Origin of the sequence: Microbacterium sp. SORGH_AS_0888, from assembly GCF_030818905.1 — a bacterium.
Classification (GTDB): domain Bacteria; phylum Actinomycetota; class Actinomycetes; order Actinomycetales; family Microbacteriaceae; genus Microbacterium.
Genome location: NZ_JAUTAZ010000001.1, coordinates 532,329 through 544,670 on the forward strand (window position 1 = coordinate 532,329; position 12,342 = coordinate 544,670).

General features: G+C 69.6%; 9 protein-coding genes. 8 read left to right on the plus strand and 1 reads right to left on the minus strand.

Annotation, left to right across the window (positions count from 1 at the left end; translation table 11 throughout):
• Position 1 precedes the first annotated feature (1 nt).
• From QE381_RS02595 to uvrB, 6 genes are all read left to right on the plus strand, one after another.
• Positions 2-1,747, plus strand: coding sequence for a cell wall metabolism sensor histidine kinase WalK (locus QE381_RS02595; RefSeq protein WP_307215238.1), 1,746 nt, complete (start codon positions 2-4; stop codon positions 1,745-1,747).
• On the plus strand, positions 1,732-2,952 hold the full coding sequence (locus QE381_RS02600) for a hypothetical protein (RefSeq protein WP_307215239.1): 1,221 nt from the start codon (positions 1,732-1,734) through the stop codon (positions 2,950-2,952). Before QE381_RS02595 ends, QE381_RS02600 begins: the two co-directional genes overlap by 16 nt.
• Before the next feature lie 95 nt (positions 2,953-3,047).
• A complete protein-coding gene (locus tag QE381_RS02605) occupies positions 3,048-4,721 on the plus strand; it encodes a cell wall metabolism sensor histidine kinase WalK (protein ID WP_307215241.1) in 1,674 nt (557 codons plus the stop codon).
• 1 nt (position 4,722) lies between these two features.
• Positions 4,723-5,910 (plus strand): hypothetical protein, encoded by a 1,188-nt coding sequence (locus QE381_RS02610; RefSeq protein ID WP_307215243.1) that lies wholly within the window; start codon positions 4,723-4,725, stop codon positions 5,908-5,910.
• A gap of 20 nt (positions 5,911-5,930) precedes the next feature.
• The gene (coaE, locus tag QE381_RS02615) at positions 5,931-6,527 is read left to right on the plus strand and encodes a dephospho-CoA kinase (RefSeq protein WP_307215245.1); all 597 of its coding nucleotides are present in this window, start codon (positions 5,931-5,933) and stop codon (positions 6,525-6,527) included.
• A 39-nt stretch (positions 6,528-6,566) separates the two neighbouring features.
• Positions 6,567-8,648 (plus strand): excinuclease ABC subunit UvrB, encoded by a 2,082-nt coding sequence (uvrB, locus tag QE381_RS02620; protein WP_307215246.1) that lies wholly within the window; start codon positions 6,567-6,569, stop codon positions 8,646-8,648.
• A gap of 34 nt (positions 8,649-8,682) precedes the next feature.
• Here uvrB and QE381_RS02625 read toward each other — a convergent pair whose 3' ends face one another.
• On the minus strand, positions 8,683-8,925 hold the full coding sequence (locus QE381_RS02625; RefSeq protein WP_373426896.1) for a hypothetical protein: 243 nt from the start codon (positions 8,923-8,925) through the stop codon (positions 8,683-8,685).
• A gap of 31 nt (positions 8,926-8,956) precedes the next feature.
• On the opposite strand from QE381_RS02625, the gene QE381_RS02630 reads away from it, so the two are divergent.
• Positions 8,957-9,385, plus strand: a complete 429-nt coding sequence (locus QE381_RS02630; RefSeq protein ID WP_307215250.1) for a MarR family winged helix-turn-helix transcriptional regulator — start codon at positions 8,957-8,959, stop codon at positions 9,383-9,385.
• A 58-nt stretch (positions 9,386-9,443) separates the two neighbouring features.
• The gene (gene uvrA, locus QE381_RS02635) at positions 9,444-12,341 is read left to right on the plus strand and encodes an excinuclease ABC subunit UvrA (RefSeq protein ID WP_307215252.1); all 2,898 of its coding nucleotides are present in this window, start codon (positions 9,444-9,446) and stop codon (positions 12,339-12,341) included.
• Position 12,342 lies beyond the last annotated feature (1 nt).

Sequence of the window (12,342 nt, forward strand, 5' to 3'; positions counted from 1 at the left end):
TATGAGCTTCACCGAGGTCCCGCCGTCGCCGGGCCCGGGTCGCAGCCGACTGCTCGCACGTGCCCGGCTCACCCGGCTGTTCGCCGTGCCGGCGTACCTCGTCGTGGGGCGCGGACGGATCGCGGTGACGCTCCAGTCGAGCCTGTGCGCGCTCGTCGTCCTCTTCCTCGTGCTCGTCTCGGTCTTCCCGCTCGCCGGTGATCTCGGCCCGTTCTTCGTCGGTGCGACGCTCACGTTGGCGGCGGGCTTCGTCGTGGCGCTCGTGCCGTGGAGCCGGATCTCGCCGTGGGCGCTGCTGCCCGTCCCGCTTCTGGACACCTTCGCCGTCGCGCTCATGCGATTGAGCGACCCGACCGGCGGATTCGGCATCCTGCTGTTCGTCCCCGCGGTCTGGCTCTCCGTCTTCTTCGGACTCACCGGATACCTGCTCGCCGTCCTCCTCCTCCCGGGGGCGATCCTCACGACCAGCGCCCTCGCGGGACAGCCGTTCACCTACGCGACGCTCGTGCTGCCGCTGATGCTGGTGCTCATCTCGACGATCGGCATCCTGATGGCTCGCCGCATCGGGGTGCAGCAGCTGCTCTTCGAACGGCAGACGCGCACGATGGGGCGCACCCTCCGACGCGCGCAACGGCAGGAGGAGCTGCTGGCGGAAGTCCTCGACACGGTTGACTTCGGGGTCATCAGGATCGCGGCCGACGGCACGACGACCATCACGAACGAGGCGCACGCCCGCCTCCAGCGGTCTGCCAGGACCGCGGACCTCTCCAGCGGCGATCGCCACGGGGTGTTCGCCGCGGACGGCGTGACGCCGCTGCCGCGCGAGCAGATCCCGTTCGCCCGCGCCGCGCGCGGCGAGGTCTTCGACAACCAGATCGTCTGGTTCGGGACACAGGGCGCCCGACGCCGCGCGTTGAGCATCACCGCTCGCCGGACTCTCGCTGCCGACGGCAGCGACACCGGCGCCGTCGTCGTGTCCCGCGATGTGACGAGCGAGCTGACCGCGCTGCGGGCACGCGACTCGCTCGTCTCGTCGGTGTCGCACGAGCTCCGCACGCCCTTGACCTCGATCATCGGCTACCTCGAGCTCGCCGTCGACGATCCGCGGATCCCGGGTCCGGCCCGGGAGAACCTGGTCGTGGCCGAACGGAACGCCTCGCGACTGCTCGAGATCGTGTCCGACATCCTGACCGCGTCGAGCCGCTCCGAGATGAGCGCCGACATGACGATCTCGCAGCAGGACATCGATCTCGCCGATCTGGTGCGCGCGGCGGGGGAGTCGTGGCGCCCCGCGGCGGCCGAGCGCGCGATACACATCGATCTCGGGCAGGTGGCCGCAGCGCCTGCCTACGCGGACCCGCTCCGGATGCGGCAGGTCGTGGACAACCTGCTCAGCAACGCGGTGAAGTACAACCGAGACGGCGGGGTCGTGACCCTGCGCACGCAGTCCGACGGGCTCGTGACCTCGCTCCTGGTGTCGGACACCGGGATCGGCCTCTCCGATGAGAGCCTCGACCGGCTGTTCGAGCGGTTCTTCCGCGCGGGCGACAGCGCGAGAAGCGGAACGGGACTCGGCCTCGCCATCAGCCGTGAGCTCGTGCGTGCCCACGGCGGCGACATCTCGGTGCGCAGCACGATCGGGATCGGCACGACGTTCACGGTCGACCTGCCCGCGACCGCGGAGAGCATGGACGGTCGGGCGACCGTCTCGAACGAGGGTGCTCGCGGAGGGTGGGACATGCCGTGATCGTGCTCGACCCCTGCAGTGTCTCGATCGTCACCGGGGCGGTGGTCACCGTCACCGCTCTGACGTACGTCGTCGGCTCGGTCGTGCGGCGTGACGGCGGGGGCGCGCGACTCTGGGCGCTCGCCTATCTTTTGGTGCTCGTCGCGGCCGTGGCGCGCTCCGTCGACGTGGTGGCGGCCGAACCCGCGTCGCACGTCGAGTGGGCTGCTGGGCTGGGAAACGCGGCGACCGTCGGCGCGGCGGGGTGCTTCCTGCTCGGCTGCCGCGCATTCAACGGCGCAGCGGTCGAGGGGCCGGCGTTCATGGTCGGCGCCGTCGCGCTCCTCACGGGTGCCGCCACGGTCGCGGACGAAGCCGTCGACTCGCAGCACTTCGGCTCGATCTGGCTGTTCCTCGCGCTCGGCGGCATGTTCGTGGGCGTCGTCGTCCACGCTTTCCGGGGCCGGATGCGAACGACGCGCACGTCCTGGGCCTTCGCGGCAGCGGCCGCGGTGCAGGCGGCGTTCTCGCTGGCCTGCGGAACGCTCATCCTCGCCGGCTGGGGGACCAGCGACCCCGTCCTGGCATGGTTCGGTTCGACTGCCTATGCTCTCGTCGCCGTGACGGCGGGATTGGTCATGATGATCTGCACGTTCATCCTGCGCGAGGAGCTCTCGGACGGAGCGCGAGTCGCGACGATGTCGGAGGACGACGAGGTCCTGACCCCCGCCGCGTTCCGCGCACATCTGGAGAACGTGCTGCGACGCGCGACCGAGCGAATGGAGGTCGTCGCCGTCATCGCCGTGCGTGTCGAGGACTCGCCGGCCATCGGGATCGCGTTCGGCAGCGAGGTCGTCCATGAGATCACCCGTTCGCTGCGCGACAGCGTGCGGCGCTTCGCCGCCCCGCTGGCGCTCGTCGGCGACGGCGACGTGCCGACGTCCATGTTCGTGGCCACCCAGAGCGCGAGCCCCGCGGACGCGAGGCGACAAGCCGGTCTCATCTACCGCGGCGTCGTCCAGGCCTTCGTCGGGGAGGGCGGCGTCATCGTCCCGGGCATGGGCGTGGGCGTCGCTCTCAGCCAGACGGTGGGATACGACGCGACCGTGCTGTGCGCGGCCGCGCTCGCGGCGTCGGCGGAGGCCGTGGCGAGCGAGGAGTCCTCCGTCGTGTTCGCGCCGGCGCAGGGATTCGCACCCGACTCGACGCTCAGAGAGTCCGCGTGACTCGCGGCTTCCGATCACGACCCATCGGCGCACGAGCACGGTAGCGTCACCGTATGCATGCTGCGCGGGCACGCTCCGCTTCGAGCTCAGGTACCTTGCCGTGGTCGCTGAACGCCGCCTTCTCGGAACGGACGGACCCCGCGACCCGCACACGTGTCCGCGCGGCGACGATCACGCAGCTGGTGCTGTGCGCGATCGTGCTGGGCGTCGCGGCCCTGGCTCTCACGAACGGCGGCCCGGTGGGACGTGCGGCCTTCCTCATCGGGTCGATGATGATCTTCGCCGGCGGCGCCGCCATGCTCATCGTTCCCTGGGCGCGGCTGTCCGCCACGTGGTTCACGGTCGTGCCGCTCGTGGACATCGCCGCCATCGGGCTCATGCGCTGGGCCGAGCCGATGGGAGGGTTCGCCACGCTGTGGGTGTTCCCCGCGATGTGGCTCGCGTCGGTCGGGCTCGCGGGTTTCATCGCCCAGGCGGTTCTCATCATCGGTCTGTACTGGCTGCTCCTGGCGACCAGCACCCAGACGCTGTGGACGTATGGCGCGCTGCTGCTCCCGGTCGTCATCCTCGTCGTCGGCACGACGAGCTTCTTCAGCACCCGTCGCTTCGTCGCCCAGCAGTCCCTCCTCGACAAGCAGGCCATCCTGCTCACGGGCGCACTCGCCCGGGCGCAGCGACAGGAGCAACTCGTGAGCGAAGTGCTGGACGCGGTCGACTTCGGCGTCATCCGCATCGGCCCCGACGGATCGATCTCCGTCGTGAACGAGGCGCTCGGTCGCTTCCAGCGCCTCATCCCGGGGTTCGGCGACGCGACGAGGCCGCTCGAGGACGCCTACCTCGCCGACGGGACGACGCCGCTGCCGAGCGACGAGCGTCCTCTTCTGCGCGCGCTCCGCGGCGAGGTCTTCGACAACCAGATCGTCTGGTTCGGCGCCCCCGACCAGCGCCGCTGGGCCCTCAGCATGACGACACGGCGGCTGCGTGACACCGACGGCAGGGACAGCGGCTGCGTGCTCATCGCTCGCGACGTCACGGCAGAGATGACGGCGCTCCGTGCGAGGGACAAGCTGGTCGCGTCGGTATCGCACGAGCTGCGCACACCGCTGACGTCGGTGCTGGGCTACATCGACCTCGCCGTCGACCACCTCGACCGGCCGGACGAGGCGCGGCGGGACCTCGACGTCGCGGCGAAGAACGGCGAACGTCTCCTCGAGATCGTCTCCGACATCCTCGCCGCCTCCAGCTCGTCGCGATTGTCGATGGACATGACGGTCTCACCGGAGGACACGGACCTCGCCGTGATCGTCCGCACCGCGGCCGAGGCCTGGCGGGCGCGGGCGGACGAGCGCGCCATCACGATCTCCGTGGAGGGGATCGACACCGCGCCGGCGTACGTCGACCCGCTGCGGATCCGTCAGGTGATCGACAACCTCGTCAGCAACGCCGTCAAGTACAACCGCGACGGCGGCGAGGTGACGCTCGGCACCACGACCGACGGCGAGTCGAGCTGGGTTCTCATCCGCGACACCGGCATCGGCATCTCCGATGCGGATCAGGATCGGCTGTTCGAGCGCTTCTTCCGCGCCAGGACGGGGGTCGACGGCACCGGGCTGGGACTGTCCATCAGCCGTGACATCGTGCGCGCGCACGGCGGGGACATCACCGTCCACAGCGCGTCCGGCGCGGGCTCCATGTTCATGGTCCGCGTCCCGGTGAGCGCGGACGCCGCCGCGGTCACCGGCGGCTTCGACGCGGTGCAGGAGGGATGAGGTGGAGCTCGATCTGTTCAGCACGTCGCTGATGACGGCGATCGTGTGCACCGTCGCGGGAACGGCCTTCATCGTCGAGACCCTGCTGCGACGCGACGAGGGCTCGGGCCGGGTGTGGTCGCTCGCGTTCCTCTGCGGCATCGCCACCACGATCGCCTACATGGCGTGGGCGGCCGGCCTCGGCGGCTTCGTCGCGGTCGCCCTGGGGAACGCGCTCTTCGTCAGCGCGACGGGCTGCATGTGGCTCGGCTCACGGCGCTTCAACCAGCGGCCGATGCTCGTGCCGAGCTGCATCGTGGGAGCCGCCGCGGTCGTCGTCGGCGGCGCCGTGCTCGTCGCGGGACCCCAGGCCGGCGACTGGGCGGGCTGGCTGGTCATGGCCTTCGCCCTCCTCGCGCTCTCGGCCGCCGCCTGCGTCGAGACCTTCCGCGAGCCGATGCGCCGCATCCGCTCGAGCTGGGCGCTCGGGATCGTCCTCGGGGCGGAAGCCGTCTTCTACGTCGGACGTATCGCGGCGTTCCTCGCGGTCGGCCCGGAGGGCGCGGTGTTCACCCGCTACTTCGGGACCAACGCGACGAGCATCGTGACGGTCGTGCTCACGATCGTCGCGGTCGTCGTCGTCTCGGTGCTCCGAGCCTCGCACTCCGATCTCCGCGAGTACGTATGGATGTCGCGTGCCGGCGTGACGAGCGACGGGATCCTGGTCGCGGAGACGTTCGAGGCCACGCTCGACGACATGTCGCAGCGCGCCGAGTGGCGCCGCGAGATCGTCTCCGTCACGGTGGTGCGCCTGGAGGACCTCCGTCAGATCGGCATCGCCTTCGGGGCCGACGTCGCGGGACAGGTGGCCGGCGCGTGGCGGCAGGGCGTGCGCCGGTTCGCGCCGTCGGCATCCGTGGTCGGTGAGGACGGCGAGGCGGCGCTCGTCGTCGCCACGATCGTGACGAGCGCACCCGATGCGCGCCGCCAGGCGGGCGCCATCTACCGGGGGCTCTTCGACTCGCTGGGGCGCATCACGGGCGCGGTGATCCCCGTCGTCGGAGTGGGCGTCGCCCTCAGCGAGACGGTCGGCTACGACGTGGAGGTGCTCCTGGCGACGGCGCGCGAGGCCGCGGCACTCGCCGCCGTCAGCCCCGACACCTCGGTCTCCTTCGGCGGCACGAACGCGGCCCGTCACCTCGACCTGTGAGCGCATGGCATGCTCGTTGCATGCCTTTGATCGCCCTGACCGGCGGGATCGCCTCCGGGAAGTCGACCATCGCGCGACGGCTGTCCGAGCTCGGCGCGGTCGTCGTCGACGCGGATGCCCTCGTGCGCGAGGTCCAGGAGCCGGGCTCGCCCGTCCTCGAGGAGATCGTCGCGGCATTCGGGGACGAGATGATCCGAGCCGACGGAAGCCTCGACCGTGCGGCGCTCGGCGCCGTCGTGTTCGGAGACGCGCAGGCCCGTGGCCGTCTCAACGCCATCGTGCACCCAGCCGTGCGTGACGAGTCGCAGCGGCGCTTCGCCGCCGCGTTCGCAGACGACCCCGATGCCGTCGTCGTATACGACGTGCCCCTGCTCGCGGAGGCACGCGGCGGCGGGGAGTGGGACCGGATCGTCGTCGCCCATGCTCCGGCCGCCGTCCGTGCCCAGCGTCTGATCGCGCTCCGCGGCCTCACACCGGCGGAGGCCGCCGCCCGCATCGACGCGCAGGCACCGGACGAGACCCGGCTGGCACTGGCCGACGACGTGATCGACACGGCGGGCACGATCGACCGCACGCTCGCCCAGGTGGACGCCCTCTGGTCGAGGCTGCGCGACTGACCCGGCCCCGATGTCGGTGCCCCGTCCTACTCTGGATGGGTGCAGACAACACGTTCGGTCCGGCCCTTCGAGGTCGTCAGCGAGTACTCGCCCAGCGGCGACCAGCCACAGGCGATCGCCGAGCTCGCCTCGCGCATCAACGCCGGTGAGACCGACGTCGTGCTCCTCGGAGCGACCGGCACCGGCAAATCGGCGACGACGGCGTGGCTGATCGAGCAGGTGCAGCGACCGACTCTCGTGCTGGCGCACAACAAGACGCTCGCGGCGCAGCTGGCGAACGAGTTCCGCGACCTCATGCCGAACAACGCGGTCGAGTACTTCGTGTCGTACTACGACTACTACCAGCCCGAGGCGTACGTGCCCCAGACGGACACCTTCATCGAGAAGGACAGCTCCATCAACGCCGAGGTGGAGCGGCTGCGCCACTCCACCACGAACTCGCTGCTCTCCCGACGCGATGTCGTGGTCGTCTCCACGGTGTCGTGCATCTATGGTCTCGGCGCACCGGAGGAGTATCTGCGCGCCATGGTCGCCCTGCAGGTGGGGGAGCGCTACGACCGCGACGCGCTCATCCGGCAGTTCATCGCGATGCAGTACAACCGCAACGACGTCGACTTCTCGCGCGGCAACTTCCGCGTCCGGGGGGACACGATCGAGATCATCCCGGTCTACGAGGAGTACGCGATCAGGATCGAGCTCTTCGGGGACGAGATCGAGGCGCTCTACATCCTGCACCCGCTCACGGGCGAGGTCATCCGGCGGATGGAGTCCGTCCCGATCTTCCCGGCGTCGCACTACGTCGCGGGAACGGATGTCGTGCAGCGGGCGATCGGCACGATCGAGACGGAGCTGGCGGAACGGCTCGCCGAGTTCGAACGACAGGGGAAGCTGCTCGAAGCACAGCGTCTGCGGATGCGCACCACCTTCGATCTCGAGATGCTCCAGCAGCTCGGGTTCTGCTCCGGCATCGAGAACTACTCCCGGCACCTCGACGGCCGCTCCGCGGGGGAGCCTCCCCACACACTGCTCGACTTCTTCCCCGACGACTTCCTCCTGGTTATCGACGAGTCGCACGTCACCGTCCCACAGATCGGAGCGATGTACGAGGGCGACGCGTCTCGCAAGCGCACGCTCGTGGAGCACGGCTTCCGGCTGCCGTCCGCGATGGACAACCGGCCGCTCCGGTGGGACGAGTTCAAGGAGCGCATCGGCCAGACGGTGTACCTGTCGGCGACGCCGGGGCGGTACGAGATGGGCATCGCCGACGGCATCGTCGAGCAGATCATCCGTCCCACCGGGCTCGTGGACCCCGAGATCGTCGTCAAGCCGTCGAAGGGACAGATCGACGATCTGCTCGAAGAGATTCGGATCCGCGTCGAACGCGACGAGCGCGTGCTCGTGACGACGCTCACCAAGAAGATGGCCGAGGAGCTCACCGACTTCCTCGGCGAGCACGGCGTGCGTGTGCGCTACCTGCACTCGGATGTCGACACCCTCCGCCGTGTCGAGCTGCTCACGGAGCTCCGTGCGGGGGTGTACGACGTCCTCGTCGGCATCAACCTGCTCCGCGAGGGGCTCGACCTTCCCGAGGTCTCGCTCGTCTCGATCCTCGACGCCGACAAGGAGGGGTTCCTGCGCAGCGGCACCTCGCTCATCCAGACCATCGGCCGCGCCGCACGCAACGTGTCCGGCCAGGTGCACATGTACGCCGACAAGATCACGGATTCGATGCGGAGCGCGATCGACGAGACCGAGCGACGCCGCGAGAGGCAGATCGCCTACAACCTCGAGCACGGCATCGATCCGCAACCGCTGCGAAAGCGGATCGCCGACATCACCGATGCGTTGATCCGCGAGGGCGCCGATACGAAGGCGCTCCTCGCGAAGAGCGGTGCCGGCAAGGGCAAGGCTCCCACGCCGCGTTCCCTGAGCACGTCGAAGGGGCGCGAAGGCATCGCGGCCGAGGGGGCGGCACAACTGGAGGCGACGATCGGCGACCTCTCCGAGCAGATGCTCGCCGCCGCCGCCGAGCTCAAGTTCGAGCTCGCGGCTCGTCTGCGCGATGAGGTGCAGGATCTCAAGAAGGAGCTCAGAGCGATGGAGCGCGCCGGTCACGCCTGACAGAGCCGGGCCCATCCCGGCGCGCGGCGGTACGTCATGGGCAGTGCATGAGGGGCTTCGGGCCGGTGCGATCGAACGTGTGCTCGGTCATGGGCGCGCCACAGAGCGGGCAGGGCCGGTGCGTCCGGTCCGGCTCGGGCGTCGTCTCGTAGGGGCCGACCGACGCCGGTCCTGCCGCCCGGATCAGGCGCGAGTTCACCCACGCGTACCAGCCTCCGGCCTCCCGCACACGCTGACGAAGCGGGGGACGGGAGTCATCGTTTTGTGTCATAACCATTAGTGTACTAAGTATCGCGTAGACTCGTCCTGTGGACGACGATCTTCTCCTGCTCGAGAACCAGGTGTGCTTCGCCCTCGTGACGGCCGCGCGCAACATCGTGTCGATCTACCGGCCGGTCCTCGAGCCGCTGGGACTCACGCATCCGCAGTACCTCGTGATGCTCGCCCTGTGGGAACGATCGCCGCGGTCGCTGCGCGATCTCGCCGAGGACCTCGCTATGGAGCCGGCGACGCTCTCGCCGCTGGTCAAGCGTCTGGAGGGTCAGGGGAGGATCGCCCGCACGCGACGCGTCGACGACGAACGCGTGCTCGACATCTCGCTGACGACCGAGGGGCGCGCGCTCCGGGCGGACGCGCTGCGGGTGCCGCAGCAGATCATGGCCGCCGTGGGGATGGACGCCGCAGAGCTCGCCGCGCTGCGCGACGGCCTGGCACCCTTCGCCGGCAGACGCGACTGAGGCTCCGCCGAAAGCGAAGCCCCGGCCCGGTGTCGGAGGCCCAACCTAGACTTGACGGGTGCCCATCCTTCCTGTGTCCGAGCTCGCCCACAACGCCGGCAAACTCAGTGTCCGCGGCGCGCGGGTGCACAACCTCAAGAACGTCGACCTCGACATCCCGCGCGACAGTCTCGTCGTGTTCACGGGCCTCTCCGGCTCCGGCAAGTCGAGCCTCGCGTTCGACACGATCTTCGCCGAGGGTCAGCGCCGCTACGTCGAGTCGCTGAGCTCGTACGCGCGCCAGTTCCTCGGCCAGGTCGATCGTCCGGACGTGGACTTCATCGAGGGTCTGAGCCCCGCCGTGTCGATCGATCAGAAGTCGACCAACCGCAACCCGCGCTCGACCGTCGGCACGATCACCGAGATCCACGACTACATGCGTCTGCTCTGGGCGCGGATCGGGGTGCCGCACTGCCCGGTGTGCGGCGAGGTCATCCAACGTCAGACGGTGCAGCAGATCGCCGATCAGCTCATGGAGCTGCCCGAGCGCACGCGCTACCAGATCGTGGCGCCCATCGTCAGCCAGAAGAAGGGCGAGTTCGTCGACCTGTTCCAGGAGCTGAGCGCCAAGGGCTACGCACGCGCGGTCGTCGACGGCGAGCTCATCCAGCTCGCCGAGCCCCCGGCGCTCAAGAAGAGCTACAAGCACGACATCGCGGTGGTCGTCGACCGACTGGTCGCGGGCCCCGACATCCTGTCGCGCGTCACCGACTCGGTCGAGACGGCGCTCGGGCTCGCCGGCGGCGTCATGCAGGTCAACTTCGTCGACGAGGAAGGCGACGCCGCCTGGCAGTCGTTCTCCGAGAAGCTCGCCTGCCCCAACGGCCACCCCCTGCAGCTCACCGAGATCGAGCCGCGCACCTTCTCGTTCAACGCGCCGTTCGGCGCCTGTCCCGCGTGCTCGGGACTCGGCACCCGGATGTCCGTCGACACCGACCTCATGCTCGGCGACGAGGAGCTGTCGATCGCGCAGGGCGTCATCATCCCCTGGACGACCCAGGGCAAAGGCCTGTTCCAGTACTACGAACGACTGCTCGAGGGCCTGTCCGCCGACCTCGGCTTCTCGCTCGACGAGCCGTGGAAGGATCTGCCGCAAGAGGTCCGCGATGCGGTCCTGCACGGACAGGACTTCAAGGTGACCGTGAAGTGGAAGAACCGCTACGGCCGCGAGATGCGGTACACGTCGGGGTTCGAGGGCGTCGTGCCCTACATCGAGCGGCAGTACCAGCAGGCCGAGTCCGACAGCGCGCGCCAGCGGTGGGGCGAGTACCTGCGTGAGGTGCCGTGCCCGGTCTGCGACGGCGCGCGCCTCAAGCCGGAGGTGCTCGCCGTCCGCGTGCACGGCCGTTCGATCGCCGATGCGTCGCGCATGAGCCTCGCCGAGGCGCAGGAGTACTTCGCCGAGCTCGAGCTGAGCGACCGTGAGGCCAAGATCGCCGCCGCCGTCCTGCGCGAGATCCGCGTGCGTCTCGACTTCCTGATCCAGGTCGGGCTCACCTACCTGAGCCTGGGGAGGTCGGCCGGATCGCTCTCGGGCGGTGAGGCGCAGCGCATCCGACTCGCGACGCAGATCGGCTCCGGGCTCACCGGCGTGCTCTACGTGCTCGACGAGCCCTCCATCGGACTCCACCAGCGCGACAACCGCCGGCTGATCGAGACGCTCCTGGCGCTCAAGAACCTCGGCAACACCCTCATCGTCGTCGAGCACGACGAAGAGACCATGCAGGCCGCCGACTGGGTCGTCGACATCGGACCGCGTGCCGGCGTCGACGGCGGAACCGTGGTGCACTCCGGCCCGTACGCCTCGCTGCTCGCCGACACGGATTCGCTCACGGGCGACTACCTGGCGGGCCGCCGGGAGATCCCGATCCCCGACAGTCGGCGACGGATCAACCGGAAGCGGCAGCTCGTCGTCGTGGGTGCGCGGGAGAACAACCTCAAGAACGTCACGGCGGAGTTCCCGCTCGGCGTCATGACGGCGGTGACCGGCGTCAGCGGGTCCGGCAAGTCGTCGCTCGTCAACGACATCCTGTACCAGGTCCTCGCCTCCCGGCTCAACGGCGCCCGGACCGTGCCCGGCAAGCACACGCGCGTCACCGGACTCGAGGAGCTCGACAAGGTCGTCCACGTCGACCAGGCGCCCATCGGCCGCACGCCCCGCTCCAACCCCGCGACCTACACGGGGGTGTTCGACCGCATCCGGACGCTGTTCAGCGAGACCCCCGAGGCGAAGGCGCGGGGGTACCAGCCCGGGCGGTTCTCCTTCAACGTCAAGGGCGGGCGCTGCGAGGCGTGCTCGGGCGACGGCACGATCAAGATCGAGATGAACTTCCTGCCCGACGTATACGTCGACTGCGAGGTCTGTCACGGTCAGCGGTACAACCGCGACACGCTCATGGTCCACTACAAGGGCAAGAACATCGCCGAAGTGCTCGACATGCCGATCACCGAGGCCGCCGAGTTCTTCGAGCCGATCCAGGCGATCCACCGCTATCTGCGAACGCTCGTCGACGTGGGGCTGGGGTACGTGCGGCTGGGGCAGTCCGCGACGACGCTCTCCGGCGGCGAGGCGCAGCGCGTCAAGCTCGCCACGGAGCTGCAGCGCCGGTCGAACGGGCGCAGCGTCTACGTGCTCGACGAGCCGACGACCGGTCTGCACTTCGAAGACGTCCGGCGCCTCCTCGACGTGCTCTCGGAGCTCGTCGACAAGGGAAACACGGTCATCGTGATCGAGCACAACCTCGATGTCATCAAGAGCGCCGACTGGGTCATCGACCTCGGTCCCGAGGGCGGCTCCGGCGGCGGCACGATCGTCGCGACGGGCACTCCGGAGCAGATCGCGGCGGTGCCCGAGAGCCACACCGGCGTGTTCCTGGCGGAGATCCTCGGCGGCCGGGCGGCACGCAAGGCGGGCTGAC